Origin of the sequence: Cohnella sp. (genome assembly GCF_041641335.1) — a bacterium.
In the GTDB taxonomy this organism is placed as follows: domain Bacteria; phylum Bacillota; class Bacilli; order Paenibacillales; family Paenibacillaceae; genus Cohnella.
This window is the reverse complement of record NZ_JBEPYQ010000021.1, coordinates 39,159-60,547: the sequence shown is the minus strand read 5'-3', so window position 1 is coordinate 60,547 and position 21,389 is coordinate 39,159. Positions and strand designations below refer to the sequence as shown.

General features: G+C 54.1%; 13 protein-coding genes and 1 pseudogene. 10 read left to right on the top strand and 4 right to left on the bottom strand.

The genetic code is table 11. From position 1 onward, the window contains the following. Nucleotides 1-25: 25 nt before the first annotated feature. Nucleotides 26-2,737: an aconitate hydratase AcnA gene (gene acnA / locus ACESLM_RS09195; RefSeq protein ID WP_372631266.1), complete on the bottom strand. Its 2,712-nt coding sequence runs from the start codon at nucleotides 2,735-2,737 to the stop codon at nucleotides 26-28. Between the two features lie 408 nt (nucleotides 2,738-3,145). Between acnA and ACESLM_RS09190 the strand changes: the two genes are divergently transcribed. The 7 genes and pseudogenes from ACESLM_RS09190 to ACESLM_RS09160 all read left to right on the top strand — a co-directional run bounded on the left by ACESLM_RS09190 (nucleotide 3,146) and on the right by ACESLM_RS09160 (nucleotide 14,003). After that, nucleotides 3,146-4,228, top strand: coding sequence for an amidase domain-containing protein (locus ACESLM_RS09190; RefSeq protein WP_372631265.1), 1,083 nt, complete (start codon nucleotides 3,146-3,148; stop codon nucleotides 4,226-4,228). Between the two features lie 101 nt (nucleotides 4,229-4,329). After that, nucleotides 4,330-5,472, top strand: a complete 1,143-nt coding sequence (locus tag ACESLM_RS09185; protein ID WP_372631264.1) for a D-alanine--D-alanine ligase — start codon at nucleotides 4,330-4,332, stop codon at nucleotides 5,470-5,472. 88 nt (nucleotides 5,473-5,560) lie between these two features. After that, nucleotides 5,561-5,770: pseudogene (locus ACESLM_RS09180) on the top strand (ABC transporter substrate-binding protein); the annotation flags it as partial. Between the two features lie 620 nt (nucleotides 5,771-6,390). Continuing rightward, the gene (locus ACESLM_RS09175) at nucleotides 6,391-7,761 is read left to right on the top strand and encodes an ABC transporter substrate-binding protein (RefSeq protein ID WP_372631263.1); all 1,371 of its coding nucleotides are present in this window, start codon (nucleotides 6,391-6,393) and stop codon (nucleotides 7,759-7,761) included. Between the two features lie 71 nt (nucleotides 7,762-7,832). Next, nucleotides 7,833-8,735: a carbohydrate ABC transporter permease gene (locus tag ACESLM_RS09170; protein ID WP_372631262.1), complete on the top strand. Its 903-nt coding sequence runs from the start codon at nucleotides 7,833-7,835 to the stop codon at nucleotides 8,733-8,735. Then, entirely contained in the window at nucleotides 8,735-9,550 is an 816-nt protein-coding gene (locus ACESLM_RS09165) for a carbohydrate ABC transporter permease (protein ID WP_372631261.1), read from the top strand. Before ACESLM_RS09170 ends, ACESLM_RS09165 begins: the two co-directional genes overlap by 1 nt. Before the next feature lie 409 nt (nucleotides 9,551-9,959). Beyond that, complete coding sequence (locus ACESLM_RS09160; RefSeq protein WP_372631260.1) at nucleotides 9,960-14,003, top strand: carbohydrate binding domain-containing protein; 4,044 nt, start codon at nucleotides 9,960-9,962, stop codon at nucleotides 14,001-14,003. A 58-nt stretch (nucleotides 14,004-14,061) separates the two neighbouring features. Here ACESLM_RS09160 and ACESLM_RS09155 read toward each other — a convergent pair whose 3' ends face one another. Then, nucleotides 14,062-15,678, bottom strand: coding sequence for a response regulator (locus ACESLM_RS09155; protein WP_372631259.1), 1,617 nt, complete (start codon nucleotides 15,676-15,678; stop codon nucleotides 14,062-14,064). Then, nucleotides 15,656-17,404: a sensor histidine kinase gene (locus ACESLM_RS09150; protein ID WP_372631258.1), complete on the bottom strand. Its 1,749-nt coding sequence runs from the start codon at nucleotides 17,402-17,404 to the stop codon at nucleotides 15,656-15,658. The genes ACESLM_RS09155 and ACESLM_RS09150 overlap by 23 nt, the downstream gene beginning before the upstream one ends. Before the next feature lie 344 nt (nucleotides 17,405-17,748). Here ACESLM_RS09150 and ACESLM_RS09145 point away from each other — a divergent pair, with 344 nt between their 5' ends. Then, nucleotides 17,749-19,146 (top strand): extracellular solute-binding protein, encoded by a 1,398-nt coding sequence (locus ACESLM_RS09145; protein WP_372631257.1) that lies wholly within the window; start codon nucleotides 17,749-17,751, stop codon nucleotides 19,144-19,146. 110 nt (nucleotides 19,147-19,256) lie between these two features. Here ACESLM_RS09145 and bglS read toward each other — a convergent pair whose 3' ends face one another. After that, complete coding sequence (bglS, locus tag ACESLM_RS09140) at nucleotides 19,257-19,985, bottom strand: beta-glucanase (protein ID WP_372631256.1); 729 nt, start codon at nucleotides 19,983-19,985, stop codon at nucleotides 19,257-19,259. Between the two features lie 468 nt (nucleotides 19,986-20,453). On the opposite strand from bglS, the gene ACESLM_RS09135 reads away from it, so the two are divergent. After that, entirely contained in the window at nucleotides 20,454-20,603 is a 150-nt protein-coding gene (locus tag ACESLM_RS09135) for a beta-galactosidase (RefSeq protein ID WP_372631255.1), read from the top strand. Nucleotides 20,604-20,717: 114 nt separating this feature from the next. Next, nucleotides 20,718-21,374 (top strand): beta-galactosidase, encoded by a 657-nt coding sequence (locus ACESLM_RS09130; RefSeq protein ID WP_372631254.1) that lies wholly within the window; start codon nucleotides 20,718-20,720, stop codon nucleotides 21,372-21,374. The last annotated feature ends 15 nt before the right edge of the window (nucleotides 21,375-21,389 follow it).

Genomic DNA, 21,389 nt, shown 5'->3' with positions numbered 1-21,389 from the left:
GCTTATATATTCGTTCGGTCAGCGACTAGTTATTGCTGGCCATCATCTGACGAAGCACCGTTTGAAGAATGCCGCTGTTGCGGTAGTAGTCGACGTCGACCATCGAATCCAGACGCACGATCGCGTCGAACGCGAAAGTCGTTCCGTCCTCGCGGGTAGCGGTCACGGCAACCGTCTGGCCCGGAGTCACGTCGTTGGACAGGCCGGCGATGTCGAACGTCTCGCGGCCGGTGATGCCGAGCGACTTCCAGCTTTGGCCCGCAGGGAACTGCAGCGGAAGAACGCCCATGCCGACGAGGTTGGAGCGGTGAATCCGCTCGAAGCTTTCGGCGATGACGGCTTTGACGCCGAGCAGGAACGTGCCTTTGGCCGCCCAGTCGCGGGAGCTTCCGGTGCCGTACTCTTTGCCCGCGATGACGATCAGGTTCGTGCCGCTGTCCTGATATTTCATCGAAGCGTCATAGATGGACATCACTTCGTCCGTAGGCAGGTAAGTCGTAACGCCGCCTTCCGTGCCCGGAGCGACTTGGTTCCGGATGCGGATATTGGCGAACGTGCCTCTCATCATCACTTCGTGATGACCGCGGCGGGAGCCGTACGAGTTGAAGTCTTTTCTCTCTACGCCGTGCTCGAGCAAGTATTTGCCCGCAGGGCTGTCGGCTTTGATGTTGCCCGCCGGAGAGATGTGGTCCGTCGTAACGGAATCGCCCATCAGCGCCATGACGCGAGCGGCTTTGACGTCTTGAATGTCGCCGGCTTCCGGAGCAAGGTCCTTGAAGAACGGCGGGTTGGCGATATAAGTGGATTTCTCGTCCCACTCGTACAGTTCGCCTTGAGGAACCGGGATTTGGTTCCATTGCTCGTTCTGCGTAAATACGTTCTTGTATTTAGCGCGGAACATATCCGGGTTGAGCGAAGCGGCAACCGCCTGCTGGATTTCCTCGTTCGTCGGCCAGATGTCCTTAAGGTACACCGGCTTGTTGTCGTTGTCGTAGCCGATCGGCTCCTTCGTCAAGTCGACGTTGACGTTGCCGGCCAGCGCGTAAGCGACGACGAGCGGAGGAGAAGCCAGGTAGTTCGCTTTGACTTGCGCGTGAACGCGTCCTTCGAAGTTACGGTTGCCGGACAGAACGGCGGCAACGGTCAAGTCGTTGTCGGCGATCGCGGCGCTGACTTCGTCCGGCAGCGGGCCGGAGTTGCCGATACAGGTCGCGCAGCCATAGCCTGCGACGTAGAAGCCGAGCTTCTCCAGGTAAGGCAGCAGGCCGGCGTTGGTCAAGTACTCGGTAACGACGAGGGAACCCGGAGTAAGGGAGCTCTTGACGTATTCAGGCTTCGTCAAGCCGCGCTCGACGGCTTTCTTGGCGACGAGGCCCGCGCCGATCATAACGCTCGGGTTGGACGTGTTCGTACAGCTCGTAATGGCCGCAATGACGACGGCGCCCGTGCTGAGCTCGCTCTTCTTGCCGTTCGGGTGGTTGACGGCCGCCTTCTGTTCGATCTGAGCGTCGGACAGGCCGAAGCCGCCTTTCTCGATCGGCGTGCGAATGCTCTCGTTGAACGATTGCTTCATCGCCGTCAGCTCTACGCGGTCTTGCGGACGCTTAGGTCCGGCCAAGCTCGGCACGATCGTGGACAGGTCGAGCTCCAGCACTTCGGTGAAGACCGGATCCGGCGTGTCGTCCGTGCGGAACATGCCTTGCGCTTTGTAGTAGTTTTCGACGAGCGCGATTTGATCTTCCTCGCGTCCGGTCAGTCTCAGGTAGTTCAGAGTCTCGCTGTCTACCGGGAAGAAGCCGATCGTAGCGCCGTATTCCGGAGCCATGTTCGCGACCGTCGCGCGGTCCGCGAGGCTGATGTTGGACAAGCCGGAGCCGAAGAACTCGACGAACTTGCCGACAACGCCTTTTTTACGAAGAATCTGGGTAACGGTCAGGGCAAGGTCGGTCGCCGTTGCGCCTTCCGCGAGTTTGCCGGTCAGCTTGAAGCCGACGACCTCAGGCATAACGAAGTAGAGCGGCTGGCCGAGCATGCCGGCTTCCGCTTCGATGCCGCCGACGCCCCAGCCCACGATGCCGAGACCGTTGATCATCGTCGTGTGGGAGTCGGTTCCGACGAGCGAGTCCGGATAAACGTCGGTTACGCCGTCTTTTGTTTTCGTAGCGGCAACGGATGCCAGGTACTCCAGGTTGACTTGGTGAACGATCCCCGTCGCCGGAGGAACGGCGCGGAAGTTATCGAACGCCGTTTGCGCCCAGCGAAGGAAGCGGTAGCGTTCCTCGTTGCGCTCGAATTCGACGTCCATGTTGTATTGCAGGGCGTCCGGGCTTCCGAAAGCGTCGACCATGACGGAGTGGTCGATAACGAGATCGACCGGTACGAGCGGGTTGATGCGCTTCGGATCGCCGCCTGCTTGTTTAACGGTTTCGCGCATGGCCGCCAAGTCGACGACTACGGGAACGCCGGTGAAGTCTTGAAGAACGATACGCGCGGGGATAAAAGGAATTTCCTTGTCCTCGCGGCCTTCCGTCCATGTGGCCAGTTGCTTGACGTGCTCTTCCGTAATGCCGCGGCCGTCGAATTGGCGAACCGCCGCTTCGAGCAGCACCTTGATGGAGAACGGAAGCTTGGAGACCGGGCCTGCGCCTTGCTCTTCCAATGCCGGCAGGCTGAAGTAACGGTAGGATTTGCCGGATGACTGCAGCTGAGCTTGCACTTGATAAGGGATTTTAGACAACTGTGAAACCTCCTTGATTCGAAATCTGTAGGGCAGTCCGTATTTTTGCGCAATCGCGGTCCTAATTGAGAATGAGTTTCATTCTATGAAACGCGATTTCAAAAATACTCTATGCATCCAGTATACCTTGTCGAGGCGGCTCCGTAAAGTCATTTCAGTCCATCTTGAAGCGATTTCACGGAGGAATCCGCAAAAGCGCATGTCGTGTGCCGACAGGGCAGAGCGATGCCCTGATGACCCCGAATCGAACTTCTATAGAATGCCTCATTTGAGTTCCGGCCATCCGAAGCGAGCCTCGTGCCTGAGCGCGAAACAAGTGGGCGGCATGGAATGATTTTTTCCGGCATAGGATGAAGTGGCGCAATCTGACGACGGCTTGTCGAGAAATCGGATTCGGAGGTGATCTCCATGCCCGGCGAGAATACGGAATGGAAACAAGCTTTGTTCGAATATGTCAACGCGATCAATGAGGCGGCCCTGAGCACGGATTCCCGCAAGCTGCGGGACATTCCGGACAGGGAGCATCGGGTACGGCTGAACGAGCGCGTGCTGCTCGCAGCGCGCAGAGAAGCGAGATGGGCGATTCGGACGGCGCGCAGCGAAATGAGGGTAAGAATCGAGCGCTACCAGGCAACGCGCGGCGAGGTCGCGGCCGATCTGTCGATCCATCTTGTGCGTCTGATGGAGCAGCGGAATCAGGTATGGTCGGAGGAGCGAGTCGAAAGGGAGAGGCTTCGGTTTATACGAGCCGGCAGAGTATGGCGTCTCGAGACGGTAAGGCCGCTGCCCGGAGAAAGACCGGGAGAGCTGGCGGCGGAGGAACTGGACGAAGTTCACGATCCCTGGGACGGAGAGAAAAGGACGCCGGTTCCTTCCGCGCCTTTCATGAACCCGAACGCGCTGTACGGCTTCAAGTCGAAGGTGTACGCGGGGGCATATGCGCTGGGCGACGACGGTTGGGGGTACGGAGCCGTCGGAAGGGGGGTCCCTTATTTGCGGGAAGAAGCGGTCGCGTACGCCGAGAGATGGTGGAACGAGCCTAATCCCGCTTACGAAAATTTCGAGGTCAACTGCACGAATTACGTCTCCCAGTGTCTCTTTGCAGGGGGCGCGCCGATGAATTATACTGGGAGAAGGTCTTCGGGCTGGTGGTACAAGGGCTACTCCGGCAAGGAAGAATGGTGGAGCTTCAGTTGGGCGGTCGCGGCCGGATTGCAGCAATACTTGGCGACTCCGCGCGCCTCCGGGCTCAGAGCGGAAGCCGTGTACGAGCCGCAGCAGCTTAAGCTGGGCGATGTCATCTGCTACGATTGGGAAGGCAACGGCCGGGTCGGTCACAATACGATCGTCACCGCGTTTACGCCGGACGGCATGCCTCTCGTGAACGCGAACACGGTAAGCAGCCGACACCGTTACTGGGACTACAAGGATTCGTATGCTTGGACGGATAAAACCCGTTATTATTTTTATCACATCGCGGATGAATTTTGACGAACAGAAAAGCCGGGTTTGCGCGGGGAGGCAGGGCTTCCGCTTCGATTGCGGAATTCGCTGAGGGCGCAAACGCCGATAAGCCGGAGGTATTCGAAGCTATGGGGAACAAAATACGCGTCGGACTCGTGTACGGGGGGCGTTCGGGCGAACACCAGGTGTCGCTGCAGACGGCCCTTGCCGTATTGAAGGCGTTCGACTACGACAAGTACGAACTGATTCCTTTCTATATTACGCCTAAAGGCCAGTGGAGATCGGGACCGCTGCTCAGCGCGCCTCCGTCCGCGGTGGCGGAGCTGCAATTTACTCCCGCGGGGGAAGTGTCGGCCGGGAGCGGAGATGCGGGCGGCACGCTTGCATTGCTGCCGGTGCTGCAGGGAATGTCGGAGAAAGTGCTGACGGAGGGTTCGCCGGTCAGCGACGGCAAAGCGATCGACGTGATGCTGCCGCTGCTGCACGGAACGTTCGGAGAGGACGGCACGATCCAAGGATTGTTCGAAATGGCGGGCTTGCCCTACGTTGGCGCGGGCGTTCTGGCCTCCTCTGTCGGAATGGACAAGGTCGCGATGAAGACGATGTTCGCGCAAGCGGGACTTCCTCAGGTGGGCTACCGGCATTTGATCCGATTTCAATGGAACAAGGATCGGGAAGCGGTGCTGGCGAATATCGAGGAGCTCGGATACCCTTGCTTCGTCAAGCCGGCTAACCTCGGGTCCAGCGTCGGAGTGTCCAAAGCGCGCAATCGCGAGGAGTTGGTCGCGGCGATCGAGGAAGCGCTGCGGTTCGACCGCAAGGTGATCGTCGAGGAGTTCGTCGATGCGCGCGAGATCGAAGTGAGCGTGCTCGGCAACGACGACCCTCGGGCTTCGGTTCCGGGCGAGATCGTCAGCTCGAACGAATTCTACGATTATAAAGCGAAATATATCGACGGCAAATCGATCATGGTCATCCCGGCGGAAATTCCGCAGGAGACGGCGAACGCGGTGCGCGACATGGCGCTGAGAGCGTTCCGCTCGATCGACGGCTCCGGCCTGTGCCGCGCCGATTTCTTCCTGCGGCGCAGCGACGGCAAGCTGTTCATCAACGAGGTGAACACGCTGCCGGGCTTTACCCCTTACAGCATGTACCCGCAGATGTGGAAAGAGTCGGGCGTCTCCTATCGCGAGCTGCTCGACACGCTGATCCAGCTTGCTTTGGAGCGCTTCGAGGAGCGCCAGTCCATCGACTACGGCGGTGGGGAGTAAGCGGGTTTCGGGGGCAGGGAATGGGCTTTGAAGGCAGCGAACGGACTTCGTTCGCTGCCTTTGCTGTGGGGGGAAGCGGGGCAATGTTGTCAGCCTGTCCCTGAACGGAGGGGAGTGGCAGATTTTGATTACCGTCTCCAACCCGGCCGTCGCTACGGCGGGCGTGCCGGATGAAGGTGAAATTTATATCGATCCGGCTACCTATGAGGCGAAGTTCCATTACCTGCGTCCGGAGGAGAAGGAATACTTCCGATGGCTGAACCATATGCACGACATTGGCTTGCTGGACCCGGAAACAACCAGAGCTTCAGGCAAACGACAGGCGTAGAGATGTACCGAATCGGACCGAGCTACGGCGACGGCGTGAAGGACCCAGCTGGCAACTAGTACACCACGGTCTTCCCCGAACAGATTGGAATATGTGTTGTGTCTAAACCTTTTTCTGTTAAGCTCTCGGTTTGGGGAACCATTAATGCGGTCGGTAAAATTGCATCTGAAAAGTAGAGCCGATCCAAGCGATATCGGACTGTTGACGTCGGCTCTTCTTAATCGCATCAATTGAATGAAGGAGTGCCAAGCCTTTAAGGTTTGGCACTCTATTTTTCGTTCGCAGCAAGGTTATAAATTTGGTATGAACCTTAAGTTCTTGTTATTTAACGCATTAAATATCACTTTTATAATTAACCCGATAATAACCGAAGAAGTGTTGACCGGTTTCAAAGAACGGTTGCGTTTGGCTTGCTGGATCGGATGGGTAGTTCTCTTGTTCCTTCTTATCTCATTGCGATCGAACCGGAGCTCGTGATTCGCGAGAGCGTGACGAATAAACAAGTGTGAAAGGTGGTGGTGCCGTACAAGCTAGGCATGTGGAAGACTAAACAAAGCTATAATCACTCATCATTTCAAGGGGGATCATCCATGAACAGTCGATTGACAAAAAAAGGTTTAACTGTGCTGACATCCAGCTTGCTGGTGCTGGCTCTGGCCGCTTGCGGCAACAACAACAACGGAAAATCATCTTCCAGTCCCGCGGCTACAGGCGCGGCTTCTCCGTCCGCTTCCGAAGACACGAAGCCGATCACGCTGAAATTGGCAACTTGGGAGCAGCCGACGAACATCGAGGCGTTCCAGAAGCTGAACGAGAAGTTCACTGCGAAGTATCCGAATATTACGGTAACGTTCGATACGTCCAAACCGGACGGGCCATACCAAACGCTGCTGCAAACCCGTCTGAACGCGGACGATGCCGATATCGTCACTAGCTTCGCGATCAATCCGAAGAAGGATTATCACGCGGGCGCCGCGGTTCCGGCTATGCAGCAATATATCGATGCCGGCTTGATCGAAGACTTGACGGGCAAGGCATTTCTGAACAATTTCACTCCGGAAAGCTTGAAGGACGCCATGACGTACAATGACAAAGTTTGGGGTATCGACGTCGGCATGGTTACTTATACCGGCGTATTCTACAATAAGGAATTGTTCGAGAAGAACAACCTTAAAGTGCCGACGACCTGGCCTGAGTTGCTGAATGTGGCCAAGACACTGCAGGACAGCGGCGTTGCTCCGTTTACGATGGCGGGCAAAGACATTTGGCCGCTGGGCATGGCCGCGAACGGTTTTATTGCCGCGCTCGAGCCGGATCTCGAAGCTTTCGACAAGAAGATTTGGTCCGGCGAGGTGAAGTTCACCGATCCGGTGTTCAAGGAAATGCTCGAGAAATACGAGCAAATGATGGGCTACATGGAGAAAGGTTTCATGGGAGTCGACTACGCTTCCGTCGTCGGACGGTTCGCGGCCGGCAAAGCCGCCATGCTGCCGGACGGCATGTGGAATGCAGGTGCGATTGCCAAAGCGAACCCGGATATGAAATTCGGATATTTCCCGATGCCTGTGAGCGATAATGCCGAGAATAACAAAAACTTCTACGGCAAATACGACATGTCCCTCATGATCGCGGCGCATTCGAAGAACAAGGAAGCGGCGCTCAAGTATCTCGAGTTCTTCTCCGAGCCGGAGAATTATAGCGAGTTCGTCAATGCCGTCGGATTTTTGCCGACGCAGCCTAACGTGACGCTCAAAGATCCGTTCTTGCAAGAAATCGCTCCGCAAGCAAGCAAAATGAAGCTGGCGATGGATATTATCTGGCAAGCGCCTCAAGGAGCTGGCAACTACACGAGCAGCGTGACACCGGTACAATTACTCAAGCCGGCCGGAAAAGAAACGCCTGAAGAAATTATGAACAACATGCAAAAAGAGTGGGAAAAGGAAATGGCCAACTTGAAATAAGCAGTTCATAGGAATTGGAGGCGGCCGTTCTCGACTGCCTCCATTCTTCGATTAGAAGGGAGTTGCAACAGATGTATCCGTTCGGAAAAAGTTGGAGCCGATTGTCTCCGTATTGGTTCCTGCTGCCTGCTTTACTGATTTATATCATCTTCTCATTCGGACCGTCCGTATTCACCATAATCTATTCGTTCACCGATATTACCGCCGTTCAGGGGACCAAGTGGCAATTTATCGGATGGGATAATTACAAAGAGTTTTTCCAATCCGGGCGTACGCCCGTTTATTATGCCGCGCTGAAGAGAACGCTTATATTCGCGGCCGCCGTCACGGGCATTCAGACCGCCCTTGGCTTGTTCATCGCCATCGTGATCAATACGAAGCTGCGGGGCCACATGTTCTTTCGGTCGCTCATCTTCTTGCCCGTCGTGCTTGGCGTGACCGTCTTCGGTCTAGTATGGACGCTGATGCTCAACCCGCTGGACGGACCGGTTCAGAAAATATGGGAACTGTTCGGCAGCTCCTCCACCTTCCTCGGTTCCCCGGATCTTGCATTTCCGTTGACGATTTTCATTCAAATTTGGGGAGCGCTCGGCTATACGGTGGTTATCTTTCTTGCGGGCCTTCAATCGATTCCCGGCGATCTCTATGAAGCGGGGCGCATCGACGGGGCTAAGGCGTGGCAATCGTTCGCCCACATCACATGGCCGATGCTCGCGCCTACCGTTACCGTGAACCTGCTGCTCGCCATCGTTGGGTCCTTGCAAACGTACGAAGTCATCTTCATCCTGACGCCGAATAATCCTTATACGAGCGTGCTCGGCTACGAGGTTTATCTAGCTGCTTTCGGCAGCAACGCAGGCGTAAGCCTTCGCCAGGGCTTTGCTTCAACAGTAGCGGTTCTGCAATTCGGCCTCGTGCTGGTCGTCGCCCTGATCGCTCAATTTTACTTGCGCAGAAGAGAGGTGCAGATGTAATGAAAATGCACTTGGTACCCAAACCGCTCGGCTACGCCGTGATGGCGGTTATGGCTTTTTTGTACCTGTTCCCTCTTTTGTACCTGTTCAATGTTTCCGTTAAGCCCGAGCTCGAATTCCTGGTCGATCCGGTCGGGATCGTAAAACATGTCCTGTTCTCGAATTATCCGGATGCCTGGAAACAGGGAAACTTCGGCCAATTAATCGGCAACAGCGTATTCTATACCGCCGCGGCAGTCGGTCTTTCGGTTCTCATTTCCGCGCTGGCGGCGTTCCCCATTTCGCGGGGCTACGTGGGATGGGCAAGCTTTCTCTATGTCTTTTTCATGATCAGCATCTTCTTGCCGAACAATCTCGTTCCCCAGTGGAATTTGATTCATTCCCTCGGTTTGTACAATACCCGGCTCGGCTTTGTGCTCGTAAACACCGGTATCGGACTTGGCTTTATGCTGATGGCGGGATATATGAAGTCGATCCCGAAAGAGTTGGATGAGGCCGCGAGCATCGACGGCAGCAGCTATTCCCGGTTCGTGCTGACGATCATTCTGCCGCTCATCAAGCCGGTCTTGGCGACGAGCGCCATTCTGCAGGCGATCGGCGTCTGGAATAACATCATCGGGGCTACTGTCTATTTGTCCGATAAGAAACTGTATCCGATCGTGCTCGGCCTGTTCAAATTTTACGGCCAATACAGCAACCAGTGGACGCTGATCGCCGCGGCGCTCGTCATTGTGGCAAGCCCTCTGCTATTACTGTATCTTTTCTTGCAACGCTATATCATTGAAGGGGCCATGACGGGAGCTGTGAAATCTTAAAAACAGAAGGAAGGTTGTCCCCATTAGCGGGGACGCACCCGGCAACTGATGGCGTACAGCGCGCGGATGCTCAATTCCGAGAACGACATCAAGCACGTCAGCCAACAAGGCGAGAACAATGTGTCCAAATTGATTGAGAACACCCTATCGATGGAAAGCATGATGCGCCGGATAAATGACCGCGTTAGGCAAACTGAACGAGAGTACGGCGTCCATTCAAAATAGATTGAGCCTGCTCGTCCAATGGCTTTAATGTTTAAAAGAAATGCGGCGATCGAACGATCGCCAATTTTTTTTTGCGTGTTTTGAATTTGATATCAATGTTATGGATTTGCTATATCTGGCGGTTTTTAGGCCACCTATAATAGAAAACACATTCCATACTTACTTCCAATAGGAGGAGTTCACATTGTCAAAGAAATTACTGTCAGCGCTGCTCAGCGTCCTGCTCGTTGTCGCATGCTTTGCCCAAGCCGTGTCGGCCGGGTCCATGCAGACTAACGACAACCAAACCAAGGCTGCAGCCGGCACACCGTTCACAGATTTGCAGGGCCACTGGGCCGCTTCGGCCGTGGCCACCTTCGCGCAGGCCGGAATCGTAAGCGGTTACTTGGATCAATTCCGTCCCAATGATCCGGTTACGCGCGCGGAATTCGTATCGATGCTGAATCGCGTGTTTCATTACCTCAATATAGGCCAAGCCTCTTTCAAAGACGTGGATGCCGCCAAATGGTATGCCGACGCTGTAGATAAAGCTGCGGAAGCCGGTGTCGTCCAAGGCTTCACCGACGGCAGCTTTCATCCGAACGACGCGATTAAACGTCAGGACGCCGCTGTCATACTCTATCGTGCTTTTCAATGGAGTGAATCTGCGGCGGGTGCGACCACGGCATTCAAAGATGGGGACGCCGTCAGCAAATATGCTTTGCCTGCTGTGAACAGCCTGGTGTCTTCCGGTTATTTAAAGGGGAACGAACGTAAGGAGCTTCGTCCACAAAGTCCGATCACGAGAGCCGAAACGGTCGCGCTGCTAGACGGCATGATCGGCTGGTTGAGGCCGGATTTCGGCGAGTTTCTTCCGAATGCCGATGTAAAGGGGAACCTAATCGTAAGCAAGCCGGACGTGAAACTGTCTTCCGTCACGGTTGACGGCAATCTCTACGTGACGGAAGGCGTCGGAGAGGGGGAGGCGACCTTTGCGGGCATCACGGTGAAAGGCAGATCATTCGTAACGGGCGGAGGGGTTCACTCTGTTATTTTCAAAGATGCCAAGCTGACCGACCTAGAAGTAAACAAGAAAAACAGCCCCGTCCGCGTTGTCTTAACTGGAAATTCCACGGCAGGCATCATTATGGTTGGCAAGCAATCCCAGATTGAAATTGCTGCCGGGTCGACCGTGAAAGAAATCCGGGTGGAAGCAAACGCGAAAGGTTCCGCGATCGTCAGCGGCGGCACTATAGGCCGGCTGCTCGTATCAGCGGAAGGCGTGACGTTGAACGGCAAGCCAGTGGCCAAAGGCGCGGATCTTTCCGCTGCGGAAATCGCCAAAGGCGCCGCAAATCCGAGCGGAACGACCAACCCTGCGCCGTCCGGCGGTCCGGGCAATCCGTCTCCGTCCCCTTCCGATCCTTGGAAGCTCGTCTGGCAGGACGAATTCGACGGCGATACGGTGGACGCGAGCAAATGGAACGTACAAGATACCGATCTCGTCTACAACAATGAACTGGAGTATTATCGTCCGAACAACGTCTACATCGAAAAAGACGGGGCGAACAGCGTACTGGCTCTCGAAGCCAAAAGAGAGAACTACGGAGGGAGGCACTTTACTTCCGGCAAAGTGACTTCTGCGGAAAAAGGGGACTGGACGTACGGGAAATTCGTCGTCCGGGCCAAGCTGCCTGTCTCCCAAGGCATGTGGCCAGCCATCTGGATGCTGCCGACGGACCAGCAATACCAGTATGGAGGTTGGCCGCAATCCGGCGAGATGGACATCATGGAGCTGACCGGGCCGAAGTCGAGCGATCCGGACAACCGGGACGTATACCCCCGCAAAGTGTTCGGTACGATCCATTACGACGAAGACCCGAGCGATTCGGCGCACGACATGCAGTCCAAGACCTATTTGCTGCCGCCGGGCAAGACGTTTGCGGACGACTATCACGAATTCTCGATGGAATGGCTGCCGGGCGTCATCCGGATGTATGTAGACGGAGAGAAGTACTTCGAAACGAGCGATTGGGGGGCGCAAGGAATCGGACAGCCGGAGGATTATACGTACCCCGCACCTTTCGATCGGCCGTTCCATATGATTCTTAATCTGGCGGTAGGCGGCGACATGCCGGAAGATCCGCCGAAGGACTCGTTCGAGTCCGAGAAAATGCGGATCGATTACGTTCGCGTCTATCAATATAAGGATTTGGCCAGCCTGCCGGACGTCACCGGCAAACGCCCGACTGGCCAAGGCACCGTAGAGCCGCAGCGTCCGCCGCTTAGCGACGGCAACCAAATCTACAACGGCGGATTCCAAGGATCAGCCGATGCCCAAGGCGTCCCGGATCAATGGCAGCTCGTTCTGAACGCCGGCGGGGCCGGCAGCGTCAGCGTGGTAGACGATCCGGAGAAAGGCAAAGCCGCGAAGGTGTCGATCGCCAGCACCGGCAGCCAGCTCTATTCGTTGCAGCTAACGCAGATGCCGGTTTATTTGCAGAAAGGAAAAGCGTACAAGGTCACGTTCGACGCCAAAGCCGACGCTCCGCGCACGATCATGTCGAAGGTGACCGAATTCCAAGGCGGATGGAAGGCATATTCCAAAGAACGGACCTTTGACTTGACCGACGAATGGCAAACCCTCACTTATTCGTTCAATATGGACTTCAAGAGCGACAACAATACACGGTTTGAATTCAACCTGGGCCAAACGTCGACCGTAGCCGCTTACTTCACGAATGTAAGAATCAAGGAGACCGACTGGATCCCGGAAACGCCGCGGGAGAAGACCGTGCTTGGCGACGGTAATTACATTTATAATGGTACGTTCGATCAAGGCTTGAAGGATCGGATGGGATATTGGACCTTCTCCGCTACAGGAGGAGCAAACGCTAACGTATCGGTGAGCAACGATTATAATCCATCCGCCTTCCTGATGGAGCGTAAGTTGCACGTTACCATTGCAAATGGGGGCGCTTCGCCGAAGCAGGTCGTGTTGTCGCAAGGTGATCTTAAACTGACCAAAGGCTCGTCTTATCGGCTGAAGTTTGACGCCAAAGCGGATCATAGCCGCTCAATTCACATCGGCCTGGATACGGGAGCGGAGAACGGCGCTCTCTACGACGAAGGTTCTGCCTTCACCCTGACCGATACGATGACAACCTATACGAAAGTGATTACGATTGCGGATTCGGGGCAGGGACCTTCCGCGCTGCAATTTTTGTTCGGAGGCGAGGGCGGAACGGTCGTGCTGGACAACGTGTCGCTCGTTGAAAACTCGGACAATATGATGAATAACGGCGATTTTTCGCAAGGCACAACCGGATGGACGACTTATTCGGAATCGGATCCCGCCAGCGTCCAATTGGCCGTTTACGACGGGGGCGGGGATCTAGGCATCCATGTCGGCACGACCGGGGAGGAGTCCTGGCATCGCCAAGTGTTCTACGGCGGCATCCATTTCCAGAAAGATCAGCAATATACGCTTACCTTTAAGGCCAAGGCTACCAAGCCGCGGAAAATGAACATCAGCATCGGCTGGCCGGGCGGCGCGTCTGAAAACTACCAATGGCACGGATTCGGTGGAGGGGCGGTCGACTTGGGAACCGAATATAAGGACTATACCATTACGTTCTATGATCACTTGGATAATACCAGCATCGGACGGATCAGTTTGGAGCTTGGCAAGATCAAAGATGGGGATGGCAACGTCGTCAGCGATGTCGGAGACGTGGATGTGAGCATCGACGACATCCGGCTGGTACCCTCGCTAATTCAGAACGGCGACTTCAAGCTGGCTGGACTTCCGGGATGGGCTTCCTACTCTGATCAGGACCCACAGTCGGAGCAATTGCATATCGCAAACGATCAGGAATCGCTGAAGATCGACGTCGGAACCGTCGGAACCGCAACATGGAACCGCCAGGTGTATTATGAAGGGATCAACTACAAGCAAGGCCATCGGTACACGTTAACCTTCAAGGCGCGCGCCACGGCGGCCCGCGATATGAATATCAGCATCGGCTGGCTGGACAGCACCTTCAACTGGCATGGCTATGCGAGTCAAGTCGTTTCCTTGAACGAGACGGACAATACGTATTCCTTCACTTTCGACGATACGCTGGACTCGACGAAAATAGGAAGAATCAGCTTCGAACTGGGAAAAATCACGGGAGGCAGCGAAGGCAACGTCAGCGTGTATATCGACGATTTGACGTTAACCGATAATGGCCCGGCGGCACCTTAAACCCAGCCTGAAAAGAAGAAAGGGAGAAAGCCCAAGGCTCTCTCCCTTTCTTCTTTCCTTATTCCCTGACGCCGGCGGAACGGTCCCGGTACTCTTGCGGCGTCATCTGTCTGTAGTCTTTGAACAGCTTGATGAAGTAGTGCGCGCTCGAATACCCGAGCATGGACGAAATCTCGTAAATTTTGAGGGGGGTGTGAAGCAGCAGGTGCGTCGCCTTTTCCATTTTGAGCTGGAGCAAATAATTACTGATGCTTTTGCCCGTATCCGATTTGTATATTTTCGATAAATAGACGGGGTGCAGCTTAACGTGGTCGGCGATGGATTGCAGGGACACGTAGCCGATATTGCGGTCGGCGAAATCGTGCACTTCCCGAATGAGAACCGAACGGGAGTCTTTCTGTTCGATGTCTACGTATTCCCTTAAACGCCTGACGATGTCCAAAGCCCATTCTCTCAGCGCGTCTGCCGTGTGAAACAGCCGCCTTGATTGGTCCGGCCCGATAATTTCGCCGAGCAGCTTGTTGTTTTTGTGGGCGATAAAATAAAAAGCCGCTTCCAGATAGTGCCGAACTTCCTCCGTATGCTCGAGGGAGTGCTTCTTGGCTTCTTTCAATTCATCCACAATCGCGCCCAGCTTCTCTTCGATGGCATCCCATTGGTTGATTTCGAACAAATGAAGCAGCGTCGGCGGCTCGTGCAGGGAGCGAAGAGATTGAATGTCCGGCGCGTCCGATTGGGCATCGGCGGCAAGGAACAGTCCGGTTTCCCGGCCGATCTGCCTGCGAATGGCCGATACGGCCGTCTGGTAACGATCCCGGGTTTCATCCGGAAATACCCCCCACGGCGTCGTGACGACCGAAATGGCCCCCTTCAAGTAGGCATTGACATTGCGCTGCAGTAAATAGGCCATTTGTTGAAGATGTTCCTGCCAGATGGGGGAGGAAGAGTCGAAGCTTTTCGGCTGCAACAGGAAAATCAGATAATCATGGATTTCTTTGCAGGACCAAATCTGGAAATGTTCTTGAAAAAGCTCGCCTGCGATGTTCACGATCGCATATTCGAATAACAGGAGGCTGTCGCCGTCTTGTTGCTGAAAGTAATCTTCCAGCCTGACGGCAAGCAGCGCCGCCGGCTTGCCCGCAACGAAAGAGAGCTCGTACTTCTGCATCTGTTCCGACAATTGATCATTAGAAAATTGGCGGCCTTGGAGCAGTTGGTTCAGCAGCTTATCCCGCAGCAATGGGAGGTGCTCGTTCAACGTTTGGACGGTTCGCTGGTAGGACGATTTCTTTTCCCACTCCAGCCTGATCTCTTCGCGGAGTCGAATCAGCAACTCGATGAACGGCTCGTTGCCGATCGGCTTCAGCAAGTAATCGTCCGCGTGATGTTGGATCGCTTTTTGTGCGTAGTCAAATTCCGCGTATCCGGTCAGCAGCACGCATTTGAGGTGCTTCCACCTGCTGCGGATCTGCTCGATGAGCTCAAGGCCGGTCATGCCGGGCATGCTGATATCGGTAATGACGATATCGATCGGATGCTTCTCCAGGATTTCGAGCGCTTGCATGCCGGAATATGCTTTATGTACGAACTCGAATTGCAGGTCCTCCCAAGGAAGGGCAACCGATAAATCGTCTACGACGTAGGGCTCGTCATCAACGAGAAGAATTTGAAGCATCGTTTTTCACGTCTTCCTCTTGAATTATACGTATTGTTGCTCGGATGCCGCCCAGCGGTGGTGAAGCAATCGTAAGGCCCGAGGCGTTTCCGTAATGCAGCTTCAGCCGCTGCTGCACATTCCAAAGTCCGCAGCTTCCGTCATCCCGTACGGGTGAATTGATTTTGGCGTCAAGAGCGGCAAGCTGCGCTTCCGTCATCCCGGCTCCGTCATCTTCGACGAATATCGTCATGCCGGCATCGTTCTTCTCCGCATAAATCCGGATGTTTCCCCGGCTGATTTTGGGTTCGATGCCATGGACGATGCTGTTTTCCACGAGCGGCTGGATCAGAAGGCGAGGAATCTGTTCGTTCCACAGTTCGGCGGGAACTTCGATTCTGTATTCGAATTTCTGCTTGCGAAGATCTTGAATGGTCAAGTAATTCGCCAGCAGCTTCAGTTCTTGTCCAACGGTCGTGAGGCTATGATCCAACCGTGTTACGTAGCGGTAATACTCGCCGAGATTGAGCGACATGGCCTCCACGGCGTCCGTATCTCCGATATTCGCTTTACTTTTGATGAAGAACAGGCAGTTATACAGAAAATGGGGGTTGATCTGGGCTTGAAGCTGTTTGAGATAGGCGTCTTTCGCCCGAATTTGCTCCAAATAAACCTTTTCGATCAGTGCCTGGATCTGGCTGGCCATCTCGTTAAATCCTTCGTTCAGCGCCGAGAACTCGACGTTCGTCCGCGTTCGGATGCGGGTGGACCACCGTCCTTCTTTCATCCGGTTGATGGACCGATGCAGCAGGATGATCGGCCGTTGAACCTGACGGTAAAGCATCAGCGACAAGACCATGCTGAGAAGCAGGAGCGCGGCCGTCGCAACGATGAAGGAGTACCGGCTGCTGTTGATTGGGCGAAGGATTTGCGATAAAGGCGAGTAGTGAATCACATCCCACCCAAGCGTTGACGAACGCACCATGCTGATCAGGAAGGCGTTGTCCCGAATCGTGACGACCGCCGATTGAGTTTGACCTGCCGTCAGGGGAGGCAGGTTGCTCTTGATTTCATTCAGGTACGGATCCTTCGTTCGTCCATGAATGAGTCCCAACTGCGGATGATAGAGAAAGGTGGTTCCGCCGTAGTTGTACCCTTCGATCATTTTCTTGATATTGGCCGCAGGAAAACGCATTTCGAAAATCATATTGGCCTGATCCGGTTTGCTTTGGAAGCCGATCGGATCGGTGTACATCAGACGGAACATGCCTTCGGCTCCAGTAGGTGAGAAAGCCGGGACATAGACCCAGCCATTCGGCAAGGCATCCTTTAGCAGCGAACGATCTAATGGAGACGATGTGCCTGAGGTAAGCGAGTCGCCCACATGCGGATTGTGAAGCGTAATTTGGTTCTCCCAGGTGCTTGAACTGGCTTGAAGCGCCAATTTCTCCTGAACCGTCAGAATAACTGCGTTCTCGTCTTTCAGATGACTGAGTTCATGGATAAATTCATAATCACGAACGGTCGGTTCGCGATTCAAAGTATAGAGATTGCTTGCCAATTGCGAGACCTGGTTGTCGATTTCTTTGGTGAAGTAATCCAAGTGATTCAGGTCGGAAGTCTTTAATTGTTCGGTAATGACGCGAACGCTGTTGCGGTAGGAGACCCCATAGAGCAGCATCGTCACGATGATGACCGATAGAATCAGCATAATAAACTTCAAGAACAAGTTCGGTCGAAATCGCATGGGGATCATCCTTATTTTCCAATGCATATTAACAATTAATTGTACCATAACTATGCGAAGATCCGACCATTATAAAAATGAAATTATGACTATAATTGTTGATATATGCTACAATATTAACATCTAACGCATGTTAGGGGACAGATGCCATGCATATAATCCACAAGAGAATTTCGATTCTTTTCTTGCTGCCTTTTATTCTCATCGGATGCTCCTCCGATTCCAATTCTGGTCTGGTAGGAGAGGGTAACACCCATATGGATGACGTTGTTCATTTTGATCGGAGCCTTGGCAAATTTGTGCCCCCCGTAGATCTAATTACCGTGGGTGCCATCAATCCCGATATGACATTTAAAAATGGAGAATATTTGGAAAATAATGTACATACGAGGTGGGCCGAAGAAAGGCTCGGCATCCGCATTCGATATAACTGGACGATTCCGGATTTCAACGACGCGTACTCTAATAAACTGCGAATCGAGCTGGCGAAAGGCAATATGCCTGACATCGTGACGGCGCGGGAGCGGGACGTCATTCAGGATATGATCGATTCGGGACAATTCATGGAAGTCGGCCCGCTGTTTGACCAATACGCGTCCCCTGTATGGAAAAAGGCGATGCAGGAAGATCCTTCGGTTTGGGATCCGTACCAACGCGACGGCAAAAGCTATGCCATTCCCATTCTGGATTTCGGCTATGCGACCGACCCTTTGCTATGGATTCGGCAAGACTGGTTGGACAAGCTGAAGCTCCCCATCCCTCGCACCATCGGGGAATTGTCGAAGGTGATGGAAGCTTTTGCGAACGAAGATCCCGATGGAAACGGCAAAAAAGATACGTACGGATTAACTATCGCTTTCCGAACCACTCCGAGCACGTGGATGGGGGATTCCAGTTGGATCTTCGGCGCCTTCGGAACCGTACCGAGACAGTGGAACAAGGCGGAGAACGGCGGATTGGCCTACGGCTCCGTACAGCCCGAAGCCAAAGAAGCGCTTCGCGTGATGAAGATGTGGGTGCAGAAGGGCTATATACCAAAGGAAAGCGAACGATTCAACGAGACGCAGGCAGCCGACCTGTTCGTCTCCGGCCGCGCCGGCATCATCGCGGGTCCGTATTGGATGTTCGGATGGCCGCTGCCCGGCCTGACGGTCCACAGCCCCAAAGCCGTCGTGACGCCGATCCGCTTGCCGTCCGGCCCGTCCGGACAGATTGGCAGAAGGGGCACTTTGCCAATCAACGGCGCGATTCTGATCAATAAGAAGATGAAGCATCCGGAAATCTTTTTCGCTTATCAAAACTACTTGTTCGACCACTATGCGACATCGACCGGCGAATTCGCGCACGGGTTCGCCAAAGACTACGACTGGACGACGGTGAACGGCGTACTGACGAAAGATGCTGCGCTCATACCGGGCGGATTCATCCGGGCAGCCACTTATACATTGACTTTTGACGGGGCACGCATTCCTTCGAAAGTCATCAAGGAGATCCCGGTCGAGATCGCGTCGGTGTTGTTATCCCAAGCCGACGCGTCCCGTAAAGAGCGATTTACCGGTCCGCCGACGCCAACGATGAAGACGAAATGGGAGCTGCTGCTGAAGCTTGAACAGGAAACGTTTCAACAAATCCTGTTTCATGACGGTTCGGAAGGCGATTTCGATGCGTTCGTGAGCAAATGGAAGCAGTACGGCGGCGGCCAAATTACGAAAGAAACGAACGACTGGCTGAGCGGGAAATAGAAGGTCGGAAGCAAACAGGAAGGAGACCGCAAGTTCAAGAGGTTTCGGGTGCCACCGAAGGCCTTGAACTGCGGTCTCCTGCCTATTTGACCCTATTTGGGACGATCTGTCTAATTGCTCGTATATTTGATGTGGTCATAGTAGGCGTACAGCGGATTAGCTCCGTTATAAGCGCCCAGCCAGCCGTCCACGCCAGTTCCGTTCCAGATGTTGGCCATGATTTTGCCGGCATGGGAAGGCAAAGTGGAGGGACTGCCGGTGACCGTGTGTTTCAACTGGCCGTCCACGTACCATTTGATGTAGTTCGGCTGCCAATCGAAGGCGTAAGTGTGATAACCGGCAGATGCGTCGAAGCCCAGATTGATGACTTTCTCATGGCCGCCGACTCCGTTTTTGTAATAATTGAATTGGACCTGCGTCGTATTTCTGCCCAGGAATTCGATGTCGATTTCATCCCAAGGCTTGCCGTCCGAAGGGCCGGTGTAAGTGAAGAAGGACGAGACGATGCCGGTATTTTTGGCCGGCTTCATTTTGACCTCATAGTACCCGTAACTGTAGAAGCCGGTCGAACGGTATTCCGCGCAGTCGAACTTGTTATAGGACGGGCTGGTGATCGCCAGTCGCATTTGACCGTTTCCGACGAACGACACGTTGTTCGCCCTCCAGGTGCAGTTGAACATACTGCCGTTGGAATAACCGTCTGCTTTTGCCCAGGTGCTGGAGTTGAAATACGTGAGAGGCTCCCAAAATACCCATTGGGCAGATACCGAGGTGGCGAGTACGGTCAAGGAAATCACTGCAACCAAACAGGTAAACCAAAACTTTTTCAATTTCCTCATCTCTATAATCCTCCTTGTAAGGGTTTTCAACTTCAATTTCATCATAAGCCCGCGATGCTTTTCCCCTCTATAACAAGAAAACAATTCGGATAACAAAAACAAGAGGTAACTTTTGAATAAACGAGGTCACCTGCGATAGAGAGATCTTAATTCGTAACAGAGTACAATGAACCCATCCTGTTAAAGGAGACGGAAATTTACCGTATCGGACTTCGAAACGTTCACCAACGGCTGTATATGATGTGGTGCGCGAGGCGGCCGAGCGGGTCGGGTACCCTAACGCGGACTACCTTCATTTGAAATTTAAGAAACATACCGGGATGTCGCCTTCTTCATATAAAGCATAAAATATGCCGGACAAATCCTTTATTTTTATATGATTTTTAGATGACTTTGGGTTGTATTATTAGAAGCTTCGCAGAGTTAAAATAATGATGTTATCGCTTCCATTGGAGTGGAGGATTGCCGATGATCAAAATGGGTGTGGATTATTATCCGGAACATTGGGAACGCGCCATGTGGGATCATAACGAGTGTCACTGCGAACATTGCAGCAAGAGGTTCCAGGAATGGCTGTCGACCAAGTACGGATCTTTAGAGGCGCTTAACCTCGCCTAGGGCGCAGTCGTATGGAGCGGGGAGTATAGCAGTTGGTCTCAAATCAAACCCCCGTTGGGCGGAGCCGCCTTCAAGAATCCGTTTACAGCGGGGCGTTGACGCTGGACCTGACGCATGGGGATCAAGCAGCGCAGCTTCTGGATCATGGAAACGATCAGCGGCTCGCCGGGATGCTGGTTCCCGATGTGGCGAGCGCCGCAGCCAGGGTTTATTCGAGCGTTCGTCTGGCAGTGCATCTCGAGCGGCGCCGATGCGCTGGAGCATTTCCGATGGAGAAGCGCGCCGATCGGCGCCGAGCAATTCTGGCATGGCTTGATCGACCACAGCAACGTTCCGGGCCGTCGGTTCGAGGAGTATAGCAAGCTGTGCAGGGAAGTGAACAGCCTCTCTCCGCTGCTGACCGGATCGGAGGTGCATGGCGAGGCGGCCATTCTCCATTCGCACGATCAATACCATGCGTTTCAGATCCAGCCGCAGGCGGAGGGAATGGATTATTTCGACAATCTGAAGCGGTATCATCGCGCATTGACCAAGCTGGGCGCGAGCTTGTACCCCGACCTGCCGGAGGGCGTGCAAATCTCGATTCGCAAGAAGAAAGGGAAGCGATATTTTTTGTTCCTGTTGAACCTTACGCGGAAGCGGCAGCAGGTGACGCTTGGTCAAGCCTATTCCGGTCTTCTCAGCGAGAAGCGGATCGGACCGAAGCTGAATATGGAGCCGTATGACGTAGAGATCGTCGAGTTTGCCGAAACCGGCGGCCGGATCAAGTAAACGGCCCTGTGGCCA